The following is a 20426-nucleotide window of genomic DNA, read 5'->3' as shown; positions in this document are numbered from 1 at the left end:
CTCACCGCGAAGAGCCATCCATGGCGCTCGAAGCACAGCGTATCACTTGCGCTCGGCGGGCCCCCAGGATCAACGAGCGTGCGCGTATAAAACATGTGCCAACTGCATGTTGGTGTCATTAGGTTATGCCTAAATTGAATTTCACAGCGTGCCTGCAAGGCATTAACTTATAAGCACCCGTCTGTTTAGATTCAATGGCTATTAGCCAACGATACCTTCCCGACTGAACCCGACGAGACCGCATGTGCGGATCGACCTGATTTGCCGACCTCGGCATCTGGAGCTCACATGCGTTATCTGAAGAATCTGGCCGCTGGTGCGGCCGCTGCATTGCTGACGTTTACTGCCCACGCGCAAACCCTGGTGGTGGGCGACCAAAGCTACAACGCGCAGGCCGTGATGGAGGCGGCCGGCGTGCTCGATGACCTGCCATATACCCTGGAATGGAAGCAGTTCACAGCCGGCTCGCCAGTGGCCGAAGCCCTGAATGCCGGCAGCCTCGACCTCGGCCTGCTGGGCGATGCGCCGCCGTTGTTTCTCGGTGCACTGGGGGCGCCGATCAAGGTCATCGCCATTACTCGACAGAACCTCGGCGGGGTGGCGATCCTGGCGCGCAAGGATTCCGACATTCACAGTCTGAGCGATCTGCGTGGCAAACGCGCGGCGATCTGGAAAGGCTCATGGAGCCAGCAATTGTTGTTCACTGCGCTGGACAAGGCCGGCGTACCGCGCGACTCGCTGGAGTTGCGTTACCTCAGCGCGCTGGATGCCTCGCATGCGCTGGACGGCGGCGCGGTCGACGTGATTGCCACCTGGGAACCTTACGTGACCCAGCAGGAACGCCAGGGCGCACGGGTGCTGGCCACCGCGCAAGGGCTGATTCCGGCGCAAAGCTATGTGGTCGCCAACGCCCATATCATCGACGACAAACGCGCAGCCATCGAAGACTTCCTCAAGCGCCTGAAAAAGGCCCGCGACTGGACCCTGAAAGATCCGGCCAACACCGCTACCTATGCCGACGCCTGGTCGAAGCGCACCCGCGCCGACAGTGAGATCGCTCGGGTCTGGTTTGCCCGCGCACGAACCAACGTCGAGCCACTGAGCCCGCAGGTGGTCACCGATGCACAGAAAACCGTGGACTTCTTCGCAGGGTTGGGCTTGATCAAGTCCTATCCGGCACAACAGCTGTTCGACACCTCATTCTCCACTGTTCTGCAGCCGGCCACGGCGCAGGCGCAATAAGGAGCGCGGGTCATGAGTCAACGGCAGATCAAGCTGGGCGCACTCACCATGGGCTGTGGCGGGCCGGGTCGACATAACCTGTGGCTGGACCCTGAGCTGCCGGCCGATGCCAGCGTCAATATCGACTGGTACGTCGATATTGCCAGGCAGGCCGAAGCGGCACTGTTCGACCTGATGTTCATCGTCGACAGCCAGTTCATCACCCCGGGCTCGCCGTCCCATTACCTCAACCGGCTGGAGCCGCTGACGCTGCTTTCGGCTCTGGCGGTGAGCACCAGGCATCTGGGGCTGGTCGGTACCCTGACCACCTCGTATAACTCGCCTTACAACGTGGCGCGACGCCTGGCCTCGCTGGACCTGATCAGCAAGGGGCGCGCTGGCTGGAACGTGGTCACCAGCGGCGATGCCGGGACCGCCGGCAATTACAGCCGCGACGAGCACTACGATTACGACACCCGCTACGGTCGCGCCGCCGAGCACGTCAAGGTGGTGCAGGGCCTGTGGCATTCCTATGAAGACGACGCGTTCGTGCGCGACCGTTCGACCGGGCAATTCCTCGACCCGGGCAAGCTGCATGCGTTGAACCACAAAGGCGAGCACTTTCAGGTGGTCGGTCCGCTGAACCTTCAGCGTTCGCCGCAGGGCCAGCCAGTGATCTTTCAGGCCGGCGATTCCGAGCAAGGGCGCGAACTGGGCGCCGCCACCGCCGATGTGATCTTCACCCACGCGACCAGCATCGAGCAGGGCCAGGCGTTTTACCGGGACGTCAAGGGCAGGGCGCAGCGACTGGGTCGTGATCCCGAGCAGTTGTTGGTTCTGCCGGGTGCCGAGATTTATGTGGGTGACACCGACGAGCATGCCAGGGAAATCGAACGGCATTACCATCGGACCGATCACAGTTTCGATTTGGCGCTCAAGGAGTTCGGCCGCAATTTTGGCTGGCACGACTTCACCCAATACGACCTTGACGCACCGTTTCCACAAGAGAGTCTGGAGGCCGCGCGCAGCAGCTTCTTTACCAACGCCAGGCGCATTGCCGAGCAGGCGCGGGAGAAGGGCTTCAGCCTGCGCCAGACGGTGGAGTTCAGCCGTCAGCTTCGCCCCGGTGCATTCGTGGGGGCGGCGGATACCGTGGCCCGGAAAATGGCCGAATGGTTCGAGGCACGGGCGCTGGACGGCTTCAATATCTACATCGGCCATCCGGCGCAGTTCAGCCGGTTCACCCAGGAAGTCATCCCGTTGTTGCAAGAGCGCGGTGTCTACCGAACGGCCTACGAGGGCACCACCTTGCGCGAAAGCCTGGGGCTGAAAATCCCCCGGTTTCGGCAATAGGGCTTCTCCGAAACCGGGGTAATGCGCCAGCAAAAATCGATTGTTTTCCTGCCGCACTCAAGAATCAGGAATATCAAATGGACATTCAGTTCATATACTGACGGATCTTCATCAACGAGCGCAGCGTGATATCAAGGCATTTCTGGTCATCACCGGCCTTTTGTGCCTTTTGCGCATCGGCCATATCGGACTTGGCCCGCTGGACAATGCTTCTTGACATATTTCCCGGACTGGCCACCGTGTCCTGAATTTTCTGGATGTGCGCAGCGCACAATTCCTTGTTATCCATAGCAAAGGCAGTGGAAGAGAGCGCAGCGACAATCAGTCCAACAAACACTGTTGTTTTCATCGTGTGTGTCCTTATTCGGCCATGAATGAGCTTGACGCTGGATGAGAATAGCAGCCTCAGCACGTGCCTTAATTAATTACACGAGAGGATAAAAACGTTAAAAAAAACGATGGCCGCTATCGCTGTATCGAATAGCGGTGCTTTCTTATACAACTTGTTGATCTAATCCCTTTAAACCGGAAAGGTTAGCGGTCAATCGGTATCAAATGGCCAAAGCGTTTGTCCAGGGCCTGTCTGTAAATCTCGACAAGCCCCGCTTGTATCACCGTTCTTTCATCCCCAGTCGTTTCACCGAGTACGCGCGCTTTTCGTCTTCCGAGTTGTAATAGACGTTTTGCGTCGTACTCAGGCTGTTGTGACGCAAGTCGACCTGCAAGTCTTTCATGTCGCGATGCGGCGCATCGAAGGTGGCCGAGGTGTGGCGTAACCAGTGCAGAGACGCCGCACGTAACCGGCTGACATCTTCGTCGGCCCAATTTTCCGCCTGCATGCGTTCCAGTGCGCGGTCGAACACTTCCTGCAGCAAGACCCGGATATGCCGGTCCGACAAACCGGCGCGGCCACGTTGTGTGGCAATCAGCGGCGTTGCTTCCCTGAAACCGGGCAGCGGCGACAGGCCTTGGTGCAGCCGCCAGCGCTTCAGATAGTTCTCGACGTAATCGTCCCGTACGCTGATCTTGCCGGCCTTGTTGCCTTTGCCGACGACGTGATACCACCAGTTACCGGCGCCATCCTTGCGCATGTCGCCCATGGTCGGCGTCCAGTTTTCCCGGCCGACCAGATCGGACACGCGCAAGTACATCGCAAAGATTGTCGCCACAATAAAGAGCGTGCGTTCGTAGCGAGCATCTTCCGCGGCCAGCAACTCGGCCGTTTCCAGCACGAAATCCCACTGCAGCGAAGTCAGGATGCGCGTGTCCTGATCACCCAACGTTCGTTGTTTGTATTTGCTCTTCTGTTTAACCGCCTTGAAAGGGTTGTGCTCGCAGAAACCTTCGTCGATGGCATGCTGAAAGAAACTTCCGCACACCGCGAATATCTGCGCGATCGAGCCCTGGGCCGGCTTATAGAAGTCATGGCGAGGAGGGCGGTTCTCTTCATTGGCCCGTTTGCGTTCTTCTTTGGAAACCGATTGATTGAACGGGCGCCAGTCAGGGTTCAGCACATAAGTGTCGGTTGCCAGTTTCTTGCGCGCGCCGATTCTGTTGAACCTCGACTTCACGACCGGTCCGATCCACAGCGGATCTGGCGACAGACAGAACTCCAGAAACTGCTCGGCATGGGTGCGGCGCATGTCCAGCAGGGGGGTTGCGGCTTTGATCAGCGTCCACAACAACAGCCGCTCGACATGGGTGCGATAGGAGTTGAAGGTCGATTCGATGCCGGCGTAAGACTTCAGAAAGCCGCGCACCGCGCGATAACCTTCAACAGCCTGACGTTCGGCCGGGAAGGCATTCAGATAATCCGTGATCGCCGGAAGTTCTGCGTTGAGCGAACTGAAGTTGAGCTCGGCAAACCGAGCATAGGTTTCAAACAATGGATGAGGCGACGAAGGTGCGGGCATTGAAAGTGCTTGGCATGTCATGAACAGAGAGCCATGATCCTCCTGGTCACTTCGTTATGCAATATCCGGGTCTGACAGTTATCGGATATTACATTTGGATATATGCAGGCTTTCAAGGGGCGCTTGCCATCTCTCTGCGCAATATTCAGATTTTGACCGTTTCAGGCGTCAAACCCGCCTGAACATCCATTCTGCTGTTGATTCCCGTCATAAAGGGCAGAGTGATCGGAATGCCTTTCACACACCCAATGTTCGGCCTGAGCCCATGGGCGCCATTCTTTGGGTAGCCCAGGCATTGGCATTTGAACACTCGCTGAATTGTCAGGCACACGTGTATGCCTGCACGCATATCGGCAGAACGTCCGCTGGCAGTATGTACGTCGAGACACATACAGACGCCGCAATACGCTGAGTCACGGCGACATCGTGAGCTGCGATGAAATACGCAATGCGTTGAATGAGCCCAACTCAAAGGATGCTGCGAGCACACCAACGGTACTCAGTGTTCAGCGATCTGCAATTGGCCGAGTCGTTAATAAGGTGTTGGCGGATATCGAGACCGGATCAAGCGATGAATGACATTGTGGGATGTCTGCGGGTTCAGGTCGGCACGGACAGAATGTCAGGTGACACAAGCACAGACACGTGATCGGCAGCATGCTGTAAAACAAGCGGCTAAAGATTCAGAGGCGTGACGGTGAACTCAAGGCAAGGACTCGAATCAGCATTTCACAGGCTTCCGCCAGCAGCACCAGTGCCCGGTCATGGATAGTTACAATTACGCATAATGTATATTATGTTAAACCAGATGCCATATCAGAAATGTTCATGAGTCTTGTAAGGCACTGATTCGACAAACCTGCTTCTGACGTCCACTCTCTCAACGGGCCATGTCTTTTGTGTTCATGGTGAACTGTAGAATGAGGTCGCTGCCGATGAAGCTGATTCAGTGCCGTTACTCATCTGGTCAGCGTGTACCGTTGCTCGTGCAGGCAGGTAACGCCGCGCCGTTGCCCATACTCATTCCGTTCATCTACGTCCAACTAAAGCTCAGATACCGCGCTTACAACACGGCTGCGGCTCATCTACGTGCGATTCAGGCTTTCTACAGTTATGCCGAAAGTCGAGACCTAGATATCGATGAGGCCATCTTGGCCTGCCACTTCGAGGCGATTCTGGCGCTACTGGACGTCTACGCCATCTGGCTCCAAAGTGGCCGTCAGGCCGATAATCTGGTTGCCCGAATCGGCACAGCTGCAATGGCATCCTTTCCACAGATCGATCCGCGCACCCGTGACCAGTACCTTCGGCTGTTGAAGCAGTACCTGTCCTGGTGCGCAACCCGCTATATTCCGCGCGCTCGTCAAGCTTCAGGTGCCCTATCTAAAGTCGAGGTTGCATTTGCGGATGTTGCTGACGTTGTGGAACGGCGCTTTGAGAGCCACATCATCAATGTACGACCGGACCGTACTCGTTACCGCAGCCTTACGGATGCACAGCTCCAGATCATCCGCACACTGATTCGCCCGGGCGCTTTGGAAAATCCGTTTCCGAAGCGATTGCAGTTGCGTAATTGGCTGATGATTGAATTGCTGCTGGAGACGGGTATCCGTCGCGGAGAGCTTCTGAAGCTCTACACCACGGATATTAACCAGGGGGCTCAGCATGCCTATGTCAGCATCAATGATCGCGAACATGATCCTGGTGATCCTCGCGCCGAAGAGCCTGCCCTGAAAACGCACGGACGGACCGTAGGTGTCTCTGTACAGCTATATGAGGTCTACGAGCGCTATATTCAGAGTCAGCGGCGACCTATACGTAACGGAAAACCGATGAAGCTGCCGTACCGGTATCTGTTCATCTCCGATCGAGGCCGCCCTTTGTCGATCCGCGCGTTGTCTAACGTTCTTGACCGGCTGTTTCTGACGATTGAACTGGCCCGTTCCGGTTTGTTGCCTACGCTTTCAGCGCATGATTTTCGTCACACCTTCGCCGACCGGTTTTTGGCTTACTTGGTCGACAAGCGTGGTTATGATCTCGAGCGAGCGACAGACGAACTCCGACGCGTGTGCGGTTGGTCCGAGACGTCAACAATGCCACGACGATATGCAAGTCGTTACCTGGCCGAGTCGGCCAACCTCCACAATGCCCAGCGTACCTCGACAGCGTGGGGTCGGCTTGATAGTTAAGAGGGTTCGCCGTGACTAGGTCAATCGATCCAGAATACGCTCCACCCTCCTCCTCGCCCACTTACGTGTTCAATGGCCCGGCCTTGGTTGCGATTCGAACTCGCACCAATGATCAGCCAAAGTACGTCGATACCCGTTTGCCGGTGTGGACGTGGTACGACGGCGGGGGCGCCATGACAATCGATTGGGCTGAGTTTCATCTGAATCCTGAATTAATACAAATTGCCAAAGCTTTCGTTGCATATGCACTAGAGAAGTACGCACCTGTAACTGCGTTCAAAGCGTCCAGCGTACTTAGTCGTCTAGCTGAAAGCGATATCTCATCCAAATTCCCTTGGACCAGGCAAGAATTAGTCGCAACAGTAAGTGCATGGACAAAATTTCGAGAGAGCATAATTTTCTTTAGAACTTTTTACCGCTGGGCCCTTGATCGAGGAATGTCGGGCTTCGACAAGGAAACATATCTCGCACTTAAAGATATAAAGACAAGCCGCCTTGAGCCCTACGAACGTATATTTCTATCCCAGTCAGGCTTAGCCCTTGATGAGGAAGTTCAACTCCTCAAGCGCATTGAGCGAGAGATCTCATCTGGCTGTTGGAAAGAGTTGCAGTTTAATATAATCCTTCACTTGGGATTCGAACTCGCTCCGAGGTCGATCCAATTTCACTCACTAGATATTACGGATTTTGAGTTTGTTGAAATCGCTGATCATGAAAAATACTACACCCTATGGCTGCCCATGGCTAAAAAGGTCGGACAGCGCAGGGTTGAGCGACGTCCCCGTAAAATAACCAGCCGTCTAGGCGAGAAAATCTCACGGCACATTGCAGAAGTTCAACGACGCTTTGGTCTCAACTGCGAACCATTATTTGTTAACAGTCGTGGGAAGCGCCTTTCGGTTCAGCTAATCGGTTTAGGCCTTAAGCATGAGCTTCTTGAGGCAGGGGTAGAGAAGCCGAACCAGGTGAGCATGTTGCTGCGTCATCACCTAGGGCAAGGCTTGGCTGATCAGGGAACACCAGCAGGCATGATTGCCGAAGTGCTCGGCCACAACAGCACGGTCGCGGCACGTGCCTATGTCACAGCAACTCCAAATATTGCCCGGATCAAAGAAAAAGCACTCGGCAAGAGCCCGCCCTATCAACGTATAATGCGCAGTCTCTTGACCGGGGAAATCGTGCAACGCCGCGATACCGTTGCCGAAAGAGCAATCCGCGGTGTGATCGACACGCAGTATATCGGCGACATTGGCGCCTGCGCCCTCCCGGTTCATACGCACTGCCCCTACAATCCCGTCTATGCCTGCTACACCTGCAAAAAGTTTCATCCTTTTGCAGACGGCCGTCATGAGCAAGTGAAAGAGGCACTGCAGCGAGAGGCGCAAAGGTTCATTGACATGGCAGAGCACGCTGGCGACCTTGCTCACAATCGCCCTCTCGCCCAGCATCAAGTAACCATCCTGGCGGTAAGCGCTACAATCGCGCGTTGCCAGCAGCATATGGAGGATGCCGAAGATGACGCCGTCTAGGGCAAAGCAGAGCCTTGAAGGCTTCATTAAACAAGAAAAAGTGATTTTTCAGTCATTACCGATTCCAAACCCATGGGAGTCAACTCTATGGTCGGTCGAGCGGTGCTTGCCGCAACGCCTAAAGCAACACACCATCACCTTTGATACACAACGACAATCGCTTGAAAAAAACGGCTATTCTGCTCCTCCTAAAGCTGCCCTCCCCTTGGATTTTCAGGACTTTTGCAAGGCCTTAATCGTATATCTACAGCGCACCCGAGGCCTGAAGTTTTCGATGGTGGCTGCTTATAATATTGCGATCCGGCGGCTGTATAATCCGTTATTTGAGCGGGGCTTATCGGCTCCCACACAATTAACGCGAGACGATTTCGACCGCGTCGTAGGTTTTTTACGCGAGAGTGGCTACAAGAACCTCTATGACGCGATCTCTCATCTTCAAGTGATAGCGGATACGATTGATAAACTGCAGTTAACCGAGATCGCCATTCACTTTGAGCACGATGCAAAGCCAGAAAAACGCCGCCACGACTACATTTCATTGCACGATCCTGATCGTGCGGTAAAACAACGTAAATCTGATGACAGATTGCCTTCTCGCGAAGCGATGGAAGCCTACGCCCTATGTTCAAATAACCCGCTTACTGAGGGCGAAGAAATCTTGCTGCGCGTGATCGATTTATTGATTGCGACTGGTCAACGAGGTAATGAGGTAGCAGTAATTCCCTATGACTGTTGGGTCGAAAGGCCGATCAAGGGGACGACAGGAGAGGTGATTGTAGATGCCAATGGCGAGCCTTTGGTCGAGTGTGGGATTAGGTACTTTGCGGAAAAGCAATTTCAATCGCGAGTTCATTGGTTTGCTGAAAGCGATGTGTCGCTAGCAAGGCGCGCAGTCGACCGACTGAAGATACTGACCACCGAACAAAGGGCGATTGCCGCGTGGCAGGAATGTCATCCAGGGAGAATTTGGAGCTACCCACCTCAATCAGTAATCTCTGAAACAGTGGTTTTGGAGTGGTTGGGCTTTAGCGAGGCTAGCAGTGCCAAAAGAAATTTGTACCTTTTTCTAAAGCGTAATGAAATTCATCCATTTGATACTGAACCGATGCAAAAGAGAGGCCGACTATTAACGAGGCGGTACGTCGCAGGGCAAATTGAGAGCCTGTTATCCCCGAAGCTTCATGGTCACGTAGTAATCTCCGAAAGTGCTGGCTGCCACCTCCGTACTGTACTCAAAACAAGTGAATCTCTCGCTATCGCATTCGACGGGCAGTTTCGCTTTGGCGGCAGGGAAGCGAACGTGTTTCGCGCATTGCCACGACGAGTCAACCTAGAAGATATCAATCGTGCGCTGGGTAGTGATAACAAATACCCTTCTATCTGCGTGAGGCGGTCACTAACTGAAGCAGACGGCAGGCCTATCCAACTGACAAGTCACCAGCCTCGGCACTGGCGGAACACAATCTATCACCTGACCGGTATGAGTGATGTTCAACAGGCGTTGGCCCTGGGACGAAAACGTCTCGACCAGAATGTCTACTACCAGCACACAACAATTGAGGAAAACACTGCTGCGCATCACGAGTTTTTGGCGTTCAATAGCCATCACGAGCGCATCGACTTTCTGCATACAGGCATAAGAGATAAACGCATTCAGGGCGCACTGACCGACAGCTACCATGCGTTGCTTTCGGATAAAGGCACGACGACTGCAGAAGCATTCCTCACTGTACACGCTACAGCACTGCACGTGACGCCCTTCGGAGGTTGCATACACGACTTCTCCCAAGCACCCTGCCCTAAGCATCTTCAGTGCTGGAATGGCTGCTCGCATCTCCATCTGATGGGGACGACATCGGAACGGGCAAACCTTGAAAAACAAGCCGAGAATTTGGCGGTCGCAATAACTGTAATGCGCGACGCTGGCGTCGGAGAGGCTGGCAGTGATGTCTGGCTGGCGGACCAGGAAGCCAAGCTCAACAATCTAAAGGCCGTCCTCGCTCGTGATACCAATGAAGGTGCGCAGCGCGTGTTTCCAAATGGGCATCCTATGACAGTGGCGGACACGGACAAAAGTCACAGTTCGGTTTCGGATGAATAGAGGCGACCATGGCGCAACGACAGGCCTTGAGGGGCAACACGTTGGACGAGGCGATAGACACTCTCCTCGCCCAAATGATTAGCTTAGGACCAGAGCTCGCGCCTATTTCACGCCCTGAAGTGCAGCGCCGATTAGGTCTGGCAAGCCGTGCGACATTAGTCGGGGATCGTGGCAGGCGAATCGAATCTGCCCGAGCCGCGCAGCTTAGGGAAAGCGGCAGAGATCCTGATGGCGCAAGGCGACGCAGAAGTTTTGAAGAGAGAATTTCTCATCTACAATCCGAAAATGCCACACTGATTACACAGCGTGACAAACTCTACGAAGCCCTATCCGTAATCATGCAGAGGTGTTTACTGAAGGGGTTGGATGTAGAAGATGTGATGGCTCCCTTACGAAAGCAATAAACAGCGGTTTTGAGTGTCGCAGACTCTTCTATCACGAGCCGGGTTGGTTTTGATCGGTAACATGCTGCGTATTGTCTCAGCAAACTCGAGTTCTCGCAAAAATCTACGGTTAGCTAAGATCACTGCGAACCCGCGCCAGGATATCCTCGAGTGTGATGCTCGGATCCTTTTCGAGGTAGCAGGCTACGATCACGGACGCCGGGTGCACCCCCATTGTGGCCGCAAATTCGTCCATTTTTTCTACGGTAGCTCCTTTGAGACCTCTCTCCACCGAGCTTAGGAACGTTCGGCTGCTGACTAAAGAAAAGTCTTCTTGGGTTAGGCCCTTGCTCACACGTAAGGCACGGAGGGCCAGCCCAAAGGCTTTTTTTACTTCCATTTGCTCTGCTCGCAAATGAAAAGATAAAGCCTGTTTTGCATCCTATAGGGCTACAATCTATAGTGTTCATTTTGGAGGTTGTCATGTTCAGAACCTACCAGCGAGACGCAATGATCCTGTCTTCCAAGCTGGAGCCTGGCCTCCAGCTGTGGTCTCGAGTGGAGCAGATAATCCTCCTGCCTTGGTTTTATGTCACAGCTTTTAACGTGGGGGACCTCAGCTCGCGACACATGCTGATGATCTCCGACGTACAGACGCTGGAGGATCTGAGATTGGCCGGATCAGAAAATCTGCAAATCGAATCGATTTTACTAGTTACACCACCCGCCATGAATGGCAAACACAGCTGGCTAATGGAACAACTCACAGAGATAGTTTACGTTCCGAAGTCAAAAACAGCGGGCCGTCACTATTGCTTCAAAGTCGAAGAAGGAGCTATATACACTACCGCATGTGATCCTGGATTAGAGATAGAGCAAGGCCGTGTCAGCAGAGTCATCTTCCCACTTAGCTAAATCTAATTGGCCTCTAGGTAGCCTCACACCAACTCTCTAATTAGTGCTTGGCATAGCCCTCATCGGCGGCCTAAGTCCGCAGGGAGCTAACAGGCTGTGCTCTTCATTGCACCAGTTGATACTACGTTCTCAGGGGCGAAGCGGATGTCAGTGTTAGCGACGATGCGGAATTGACTCACATGCTGATGCAAGATTGCTCCACCTCCAAGTCGTCACTGATGCACGGCAAAGACAATGGATCGCGAGAAATCAGCACAGTGTCCATGAGACCTTGGCAACTGGGTCAATTCTGCTACGGTGGAAAAAAAGTTAGCTCAACCTCGGTGCCGCAGCTGCTTCGAGAAGGTATAACTGGTTGACTAGCATGAATTCACGAACTGCGTCACGACTACTCATTACAACTTCTCGATGAGCGCGTGGATTACGGTACGCCATTATCACGGACTTGAACAAATTGGATTTGCCCGCTTGCTCCCCCGCGTCTAGGTCATCCCAATGCAGCAACGATCTATTCCCTTCGAATGCGTGCGTGAAGAGCTGGTTGCTGCTCTTATCGAAGACTCCGATCCGGGTTCGAACGATATCTTCCAATCTTCGAAAAGCAGTCGTGATAGCGAAGTCCGGGTTGTCGGGGAATCCAATCGACAAATCGATCAGTCGCTTGTCGAGCAGCCCCAAATTCAATACAGGTGGAAATTCTTCAAGTAAGTGGGTGACATCAGCCTTGCTGCGATAGGACGGCCGCTCAACGTATTCGTAATATCGGGAGGGTCGAACAGGCCTAGATTGAGCCAGGTTCTTCAGATCAGATGAATGGAGGCAACCAGCTTCGCAACGACGATGAAATTCCTCATCAACATCGTACTCCTCAATGTCCACGTTAAACAGCTGAAGCAACTCAATGGCAGTAGAAAGCCCTGCCGGCCCGGTTCCTGAATATCCTGAGGTGAATCCAGGCTTAATCAATATTTGCAAATAAGGTGAAACGGTCAGCAGGATACTATGCTCACTTATTTCTCCATCGGACCATGACAAAATCCAAGCTGATTGTACATGTTCTCCTGCGGTCAGGACGCTTTTTAGTGCGTCTACGCATCGCTGAGTAATTCCAGGAGCGCCATGATATTCAATGCCTGCAAGTTTGCTCATGTCAATCTTTTTGCCCATCACTGCGCTCCGCCAGTTTGTCGTAAAGACTCTATCTTGGTACCTAGATAAATAATCAACCACTAAAAATCAAATACTCACTTGGCTAGGCTTGATTCTTACGGTGCTTGCAACATTTCTTGTAGTACACAAAGCCGAGAACTATAAAGCGAGCTGAGCCGGCTTGTGAAGAACGAGTTGCCCAATTCATCTACTCTTGCCGTAATTAAGATCGTCCACCTCGTCCTCTTCAATTGCATCATCGGAATCCAAGGAATTACGATACTGATCAACGAATGCTGCAAGCTTTGACTGAAAAGTCTCGAGATTGGATAGGATCACGCGTTGCTCGTCCGTAGGAGCTGGCCCGTCTTTCTCTTCCTCAGCTAAGGGGCCTGTTCGCTCTTCTAATTCAGTGTCCACTTCATCGTTGATAAATTTTGAATAGAAGGCCTCAAGGTCGAGGTCGTCTGAAACGGGAGTTGCTAACAGTTTTTTCCACCTTCCTAACTGGTCAATCAGGAATCGTTCATCTTCAGGTAACGCATCCCATTCAGCATCTTCGATTGGTCGAATCTCGACGGGACGGGTCAACAGAATTCCGCTCATGACGATCTGTGTAAGTACACCGAACATTTCATGAAGTAGATCATCTTTCGAATGAGTGCGTCGAAATCGTGCCCAAGGGTTCGCCGTTGGCTGCATTGCAGTCAGCAATTCTATCGCGGCCATCTGACCACCCATAGGATCAACCGATGCCGGTAGAGAACGACGGTTTGCCCAAAGCTTAATTATCAATTCCGCAGCTTGCTTTTCTGCTATCTGTCGGAGCTCCCCTTCACCGTTCTCAGCGAGATCCATAAGTTCTGCAAGATGATGAGCCATCCAGTGAGACGCCAACTCACCTCGCGTGTCGTTTTCAAGCTGATGGACAATCGCTCTCCCAAGATCCAATACGCCCTTCGGCGGTATAGAGCCGCCCTTCTCCGTCGAGTCTGTAGACCCGAGCGTACGTGGCCTGGGGATTCTGCTCTTCCGAGTCATAGCCTCGTCTACTGCTGCGTCCTTCACGTCTGACCTCCACAACGATGACAAGCTCCACTCCCTCATTCTGCAGGAGCGCTCTTAACTGATTACGCTCGGTCAGCAATCTGCATCCCGAGCTCGAAGGGTTTGATTGGTAGTGATTTTCGTCCGTCTCACGGTCACCCCAGACGTCGTAGCGAAACATTGGTGCCCGTCCGGGTAACGACCAGGCATTCCCGCCATCCGGATCACGTTCCAGTCCGCATTGGCCAATTATCCAGTTCGCTGGCATCCAGCTCACAAGCGTTGCGTTGCCTCGCAAAGGATCTTGACTGTCGACTCCGCCATCTGAATGCGGTCGGCTTAGCCAGGGAATCATCTGATAATCGCCGTCATCGCCGTCGAAAGAGTCCTCACTCTCGGTGGGAATCGAATAATCCCACGAGCTTTCCATCGTCTGTAAGGCGCGTATCAAAGATCCCGCAAGCGCCTTCTCAACCAGAGCGCTTGAAAATGAAAGCGTCTCAACGCGATCGGCATTAGTAAGCCGCCATTCACCGCCGACGAGAATGTGGCCAGGACAGTCGGTTGGTATCAATTCGCTCCGCATCCTGAGCTCAGAAACCTGTTCCACCCAAACAGCTAGCGATTCCTCGGATTTTCGCCAGAAGTCAGACCGCAGCGGAACCGGCCCCAAGAGGTCTGCCGACCAGCACGGCGGCTGGGTTAGCATTTGACGTTCAACGCGACTAGACAGAGAACTCCAGCCCGAGTGTTCTCCCTCGGCGAGCGGCTCGGTTCGTAGCAGCTCGCCAAGGGAACACCATAGCGCATGCCATTCGAGATGCGTGCTCAGGCGCTCAAGTGTCGGACTGGCACCATGATCATTGCGCGTGAGAGCCCAATCATGAGATGAGATACGTCCCTGCTTACGTTCCGCCTCGTACGATCGAATTTCGCCAGGATAACCCCAGCGATCAATAATCCAGGTCTCTGCCGTAGTCAGCAGCAGATCTTGGGAAACATTGGCAAAGCTATCAAGCATCGGATCGTACCAATAAGGCACCGTATCCATGGGGTCGAACTGAAAGCGGCGTTCGGGCTCCCCGGAGCGATTACGGACACGAGATGGCCTGCTGCTCGTCCTTGGCAGGGGTGTCAATGCTGATCGCCCGATAGCATTCAATTGTTCCATTTGGGAAGGATCAAGCGCAAAGGCACCCCCTTCTACCAGTTTGAGGCAAGCATCGCGCGCAAATGAGATAAGGAGCAGGTGTGGAAAAGTCTGATCCAAGGCGATGGCGAGCAATAGTGCCCCTCCCTGAGCACCTATCTCTACCCGCTCAGCTGCAATGCGATCCCATGCAATCACAAACCACATCCGCGCGGCGATCCAGAAGAAGTCGAGGTGGGATGACCGGAAGATTGACTCATCCCGTCGGCCGTATTCGTCGATAAGCGCTTTCAGTTCCTCGGCAGCATCAAGTCTGGCCAACCGCCTTATCCCATGAGCTGCGCGCCATCGCACTCGCACGTCATAGTCGCCCAAGCATGCATAGAGGAAACGCGCCACCGATGCTGGAACGCTTACGGGTACATCCTGCGGTTGCCAAGTTTGGTCTCGATCTTCGGGTGAGACACGTTCCGCGAGACGATTTGCGTACCAGACCCCAATGACAGACGATGGGTGCGGATCCAAATGCTCTGCAATTAGCCCCGCCAAAGCAAAGACTTGTTCTCCGTCGAACATTTGCCCATGTTGCTCCACACCACGCAAAAGCAAATTTGCTACTTCATCGTTGCCCAAACCAGTCCACTTCAATGCCTTAGGGAGCGACGTTTCGCCGTGTCCGATGTATCTGGCAAAATCGGGAAGGCGTTCCACGATAACTTCGGGCAATTCCGACGCAGCCCATCTTCGAATGGCCGGTGTATTCCATTGGTCGAGCATCAGCAGCATCATTTCGACCACGCTCGCACCCTCTCGAACCTTTAGGTATCGTAATACCTTGAGAAAAGCCAAGCGGTCACGTATCTCAACGCGCTCCGCAGCTGTTGCAATCAGATCCGATAGAGAAACATATCTATCTTCAGTACGTGCAGTCTGAAGCGCAGTTGTCAAAGCATTGGCAAAGTACTCTCCGTTGAGCAGGTTATCCCGGGTCCAAGTCGTTGTGGAGCGAACTTCAGGCCTTATTGTCGCCACTTTAGTGATCGCGGGCAGAGAAGAGGCTGTCTCCTCCATACTTTCAAGAAATTCCTGTCGCTCCCGGAGTGCCCTGCTCCATTGCCCCGACCACTTTGCCATCTCACGACTCTTGAGCAGCTTGCTGTTATCACGTTCGTTGTGGCGGACTAATGCGTTCCACGCCGCTTCCTCAAGATAAGATCCTGAGCTAACGCAATCGGCGACGTGGTCCAATGCTGCATCAGCGATTGCATGATCGCCGGGCAGCATCAACTCCAATGCCATTGCTGCAGCTGGATCTAATGTCCCCTCGCTAAGGCCGGATTTGAGGACCGGGCCCAGTGTTTGTGAAAAGTCGACGAGATTGGCATCTTGCCACCTCGCTGTGTTTGCGAGCGCGAGAGGAAGGTCTAAAGCCGCAACAGTTTCCATAACTTCTTTCCAGGGCAGGTTGTCATCACCGTCGAGACGGACGGCGGCATCAACCAGCACCTCACAAAGATCACGGGCGACGACTCTCCTGTCCTCGACGTCACCAGTGACTCGCTTGAAAAGTTGCCCGAGCAAGCGTAATTGCGCCACGATTTCACGATCGAGTTGACTGTCTGCGTCAATTGCATCATGAAAAACAGCATTCGCATCGTCGGGACTGAACGGCAAGAGCAGGCGTGAATAGGTTAGAAGCGCTTGAGATTTGTCTCGGGCGCCAATGCGTTGGGTGCGGATAGCTGAAGCTGCTGCGTCAATATCAAGGACAAGTGCGGTCCGCAGCTCTGGGCGCAACATCATACGCTCAGCAAACTCTAGATCCGGCTGCAAATCGGAGGCTCCCCACCTACCATGAATTCGCTTAGCGATGCGTAGAACGAAATCTGGGTCTAATTTACGGCCTACTAGCAATAGCGCGCAACGAGCGGCTGCCATGGCAAGCGCACTGGCACTGTGATCGCGCGCGAGACGCCATGTGCTGCTCTCTTTGTGCCTCGTCGCTTGTTCAAGAACATTGGCGATTGTGTCGTCACTCTTCCCGGACATCGCTATTGCAGTCGCCGCATAGATGGGATACAGCATACTGGTGAGCTCGTTTAGCTTACGATCTGCCTTCTCTTGGTAATGGGTATCGCGGCGGTCCTTTTTCTCCGCGGGCTCGGGCCGGGTCTCGTAGAGGTCGTCAGGTTTCAACTTCTCGCCGGTACGGGCCGCTCGGAGTGCGTGCGCTCGAAGAAGTAGATCCATATGACGTGTGTTACTGGTATGAACCTTGTCGACTCTCCGGTTCTCAGGCAAAAGTACAACATCCAAGAAACCATCTACATCAGTCGCATATAGCGGGTCTGCAGCAAGAAGCTCACAAGATGTCATGGCCACATCCATCATCCATGACCACAAGCTTTCCAGCAGACTGCGTGCATTCTGACGCTTGGGAGATAACATCCAGCGCCTGCAAAAAGCTCTCAGGCTGCCCGCGAGCCTTTTGTTATCAAGGGGAGCACCGGAAACCGCCAAGGGCACGAGTACAAAAAGCTCTTCCCAGGGTTTGAGATGATGTGTGTCAAGTATCCCCTCAAGCAGACCCAAGCCATCTTGCGCAATCAGCCGCGGAATAAGGTATCGCGCCACCAGCAGTCGAACCCGCTTTGGCTTCCATTTCCACAGCGACTGCAAAGCAGACTCTGGCCCATTGCTGCGAAGCGCTGCTTCAACGCTAGCTGCAACGTCTGTGACCTCAAGCCGCCAATCGCAATGCTCGGTATTTTGAATGTGGGCTTTACGTACCGCCATCCACGCTTCGATCAATCGCTGCCCTTCATGCAACGAAATTTGATCACCGTTGAGCGAGTCAATCACTTGTTTGTGGAGCAGGAAAGCGCCGTGGTACCCAATTTGTTTCGGATCGGTAAGGACGAGCCTTCCTGCAGTGTCAGCAGCAAACCGTACCGCAAGGTCTGGATTATTAGACAGGAGTGTCCGTAGCGCGCGCTCAGTCTTGAGCCCTTCGCCTCCGATGAGTACGAAGCGCAGCGCGCGCTCACTATCGCCCGCCCCCCGACAGAAGGAGATAGCTAACCTTAGGCGCGTAAGTTCCGCTTCGCGCCGCTTCACCGGATCATCAATTGCAGCCGGCGAAGGCTCGCGTTCAACGAGATCAAGCAGCTTATTGCCCAAGCCAGACGCAGCGAGTACACCTGCGACGTGCTGCGCAGCGTAAGAATCGCTTTCGCAGCGGCTCAACAGCCAATCAGCAGCGCTTTGGGTTACTTCGCTTAGCATTGCCTCCCCCGCTTCGCGGACGAAGTGCTCGAAGTCTTCGTCCGCAAAGCCGACAGTGTTTCCAGTGAGCCGAATCGCTGGGGCCATGTCGGTGCAGATGTCAATTAGCGCTGGCACCGGGATACCAATGATCTTACTGAGATCCTCTATCGGTACCGGCCGCGCAAGAGCAATGAGCCCCGCACAAAACCTTGGAAGGTCTGTTGCGATTCCGTTTTTCCCTAGGGCTCGCTCAAACTGCTCGCGAAATACTTGATCCAGTGACCTGCCCGCGGGCAAGAGGCGATCAATCGCTTTATCCGGAGGCGCATCGCCCAGATCCATCGCATACGCTTGGACTCGCGGTACACCCATCGTCAGCCTATGAAACGCATCGATCCAATCATCTGTTGCCGCCCACTTCCGCCGTACATTGATTTCAGTTTCTTGACGGGTAAATGGCTGGATCTCTGCACGTTTATAACTAGACGGTAGGGCGAGTTCAGCGAGACGGCCTGTTCTTGCCGTAACGATAAACCGGACATTGGGCGGCAAGTCACCCAGCTGCAAGAAGTCGTGTACAAAGCAAGCTTCAGGCGGTTTCCGTGTTGTCGCAGCCGTAACGGCATTGTCGGCGGCGTCAACGGCAATGACAATCAGCGCGTCGGGATACTCAGACGCGTGCGCCTGGGCTGCGTGGCCCAGGCGATTCGAAAACAGGCGCGGAGGGTCTGACAGCTGGTGACGACTCAGCAAAATTGGCAGCCGTAGCCTCGTGGCAAGCTCATTGGACAGCTGTAAAAACGCGTCCACATGTCGATGACGCAAGGTAGCTGCATCTAGATAGGTGCCAGCTCCATAACAATCGTAAGTCACCATAATCGAGTGAGGCGGGAGCAGCGCCTCAATTTGCTGGAGCGCAGTCGTCTTGCCGACCCCTCCAGGACCGTGTAGACAGACTCGCTGTTTGCCAGCAGCGATCTCGCTCGCGATGTCAGCGACGCTGCTCCGTGGCACCGGTGTATCAACTCGTTCAAGGACAGGTGGGCAAGGGAACAATGCGCCCATCGTAGAGACGCCAAGTTCGAGTAAAACTGACTCCTTCGTTATTAACTCACCCGCGAATTCAGGGCGCATGCGTTGACGAATGAACTGGCGAAGATTAGAGACTGGCGCTTGTAACTCGAGATCTGTCCATCCAGAAATATCAGCGAGCAGCTTTTTCTCAATCGCGAAGCGCGATCCTGCCCCACCATTGAATCGAAGCGTCTTTGCAAACTTGGGCAACACAGATTTGGACAGTCCGGCGGCGAACGCCATTTTTCGCTCGTCCGGCTCATCCTTTCCAGGTCGTTTCCGTGGCGCGGATACGCTACCTGTTGCGAGTTTTGCTGTAACAGCTATTAACTCAGCCGCGATCGGCTGATTGGTTACCAGTGATACTTCAACTGTTCCTTTTGGCTCCAGGGCTTGTATCCCAGCCCAGGCTTTTGCCAAGCGATTCAGGACGCTGTCCTCGCGCTTATCGCCGCTCACCATACGTGCGACAGTCCACGAACTGCGAGGATTCGCGGCGGAATACTTCAGTTGCTCCAGCAATATACGATCAGCTTCCTTTGCGTCGCCGCCGCCTTCGTACAATGCGCAGTCCACGCCATCCCACGTAGAAGGGGATGACCCAACCTCGTCACTTGGGGCAATCCCTTCTACAGTCAACGCTTGAAGCGGATCACGGTCGTCTAGAAGGCGGATAGCATGTCGGGCGGCCCATAATTCGTGGAAGTCGTCGCCGGTGTTGGAACCTCGAGCTCCTCTGAAATCACTCACTTGCGTTCCTTGCATCCATTAATTGATCACCCAACATCCACCACCGGTGCGGTCGCAGGTAGGTAGTGTGTTGATCAGCATTTTCTTCGCACGCTTTAGCAACCGTCAATGCTTCACAGCACTGTGACATCGTTACAGTGCCTCCCCTACACGGCAAAATGCCCAGCCATGGAGCACTTCTCACGAGTCGCAGACTTCCATACCCAGAATATGGCGCGCGGCCTTGATCCGTGCATCGCGGGCTTGCCTGTTTTTCATTTCGGTGGTTTGCGCCATTACGCCAGGGGGCGTTACTGCGAGTGTGTTAGTCCCCCCCTGCCCGCTGGGCCTCTATATTATCGGCCGACGTCAGGGGACCACTCCAGACGTCATCCTGTCCCTCCTA

General features: G+C 54.0%; 12 protein-coding genes. 6 read left to right on the top strand and 6 right to left on the bottom strand.

The window, feature by feature from the left end:
- Positions 1 to 288 precede the first annotated feature (288 nt).
- Together ACIPL0_RS07370 and ACIPL0_RS07365 are read left to right on the top strand one after the other, a co-directional pair.
- Entirely contained in the window at positions 289 to 1242 is a 954-nt protein-coding gene (locus ACIPL0_RS07370) for an ABC transporter substrate-binding protein (protein ID WP_400595554.1), read from the top strand.
- Positions 1243 to 1254: 12 nt separating this feature from the next.
- The gene (locus tag ACIPL0_RS07365) at positions 1255 to 2574 is read left to right on the top strand and encodes an LLM class flavin-dependent oxidoreductase (RefSeq protein WP_400595556.1); all 1320 of its coding nucleotides are present in this window, start codon (positions 1255 to 1257) and stop codon (positions 2572 to 2574) included.
- 85 nt (positions 2575 to 2659) lie between these two features.
- Here ACIPL0_RS07365 and ACIPL0_RS07360 read toward each other — a convergent pair whose 3' ends face one another.
- Both ACIPL0_RS07360 and ACIPL0_RS07355 read right to left on the bottom strand, forming a co-directional pair.
- The gene (locus ACIPL0_RS07360) at positions 2660 to 2923 is read right to left on the bottom strand and encodes a hypothetical protein (protein ID WP_400595558.1); all 264 of its coding nucleotides are present in this window, start codon (positions 2921 to 2923) and stop codon (positions 2660 to 2662) included.
- 262 nt (positions 2924 to 3185) lie between these two features.
- Positions 3186 to 4487, bottom strand: coding sequence for a tyrosine-type recombinase/integrase (locus tag ACIPL0_RS07355; RefSeq protein ID WP_400595560.1), 1302 nt, complete (start codon positions 4485 to 4487; stop codon positions 3186 to 3188).
- A 935-nt stretch (positions 4488 to 5422) separates the two neighbouring features.
- On the opposite strand from ACIPL0_RS07355, the gene ACIPL0_RS07350 reads away from it, so the two are divergent.
- From ACIPL0_RS07350 to ACIPL0_RS07340, 3 genes are all read left to right on the top strand, one after another.
- Positions 5423 to 6676, top strand: coding sequence for a tyrosine-type recombinase/integrase (locus ACIPL0_RS07350; protein ID WP_400731505.1), 1254 nt, complete (start codon positions 5423 to 5425; stop codon positions 6674 to 6676).
- Between the two features lie 173 nt (positions 6677 to 6849).
- A complete protein-coding gene (locus ACIPL0_RS07345; RefSeq protein ID WP_400731504.1) occupies positions 6850 to 8205 on the top strand; it encodes a tyrosine-type recombinase/integrase in 1356 nt (451 codons plus the stop codon).
- A complete protein-coding gene (locus ACIPL0_RS07340; RefSeq protein WP_400731503.1) occupies positions 8192 to 10306 on the top strand; it encodes a hypothetical protein in 2115 nt (704 codons plus the stop codon). The genes ACIPL0_RS07345 and ACIPL0_RS07340 overlap by 14 nt, the downstream gene beginning before the upstream one ends.
- Before the next feature lie 513 nt (positions 10307 to 10819).
- On the opposite strand, the gene ACIPL0_RS07335 is transcribed toward ACIPL0_RS07340, so the two are convergent.
- Positions 10820 to 11089, bottom strand: a complete 270-nt coding sequence (locus tag ACIPL0_RS07335; RefSeq protein ID WP_400731502.1) for a helix-turn-helix domain-containing protein — start codon at positions 11087 to 11089, stop codon at positions 10820 to 10822.
- Between the two features lie 83 nt (positions 11090 to 11172).
- On the opposite strand from ACIPL0_RS07335, the gene ACIPL0_RS07330 reads away from it, so the two are divergent.
- Entirely contained in the window at positions 11173 to 11604 is a 432-nt protein-coding gene (locus ACIPL0_RS07330; protein WP_400731501.1) for a hypothetical protein, read from the top strand.
- 309 nt (positions 11605 to 11913) lie between these two features.
- On the opposite strand, the gene ACIPL0_RS07325 is transcribed toward ACIPL0_RS07330, so the two are convergent.
- From ACIPL0_RS07325 to ACIPL0_RS07315, 3 genes are all read right to left on the bottom strand, one after another.
- On the bottom strand, positions 11914 to 12771 hold the full coding sequence (locus ACIPL0_RS07325) for a TIGR02391 family protein (RefSeq protein WP_400731500.1): 858 nt from the start codon (positions 12769 to 12771) through the stop codon (positions 11914 to 11916).
- 186 nt (positions 12772 to 12957) lie between these two features.
- Complete coding sequence (locus ACIPL0_RS07320) at positions 12958 to 13635, bottom strand: hypothetical protein (protein ID WP_400731499.1); 678 nt, start codon at positions 13633 to 13635, stop codon at positions 12958 to 12960.
- Between the two features lie 34 nt (positions 13636 to 13669).
- Complete coding sequence (locus ACIPL0_RS07315; protein ID WP_400731498.1) at positions 13670 to 20041, bottom strand: hypothetical protein; 6372 nt, start codon at positions 20039 to 20041, stop codon at positions 13670 to 13672.
- Between the last annotated feature and the right edge of the window lie 385 nt (positions 20042 to 20426).

Source organism: Pseudomonas sp. NPDC090208, from assembly GCF_044746785.1.
Lineage (GTDB): Bacteria > Pseudomonadota > Gammaproteobacteria > Pseudomonadales > Pseudomonadaceae > Aquipseudomonas.
Note: the sequence above shows the minus strand (reverse complement) of the source record. Positions and strands in the feature narration are given on the sequence as shown.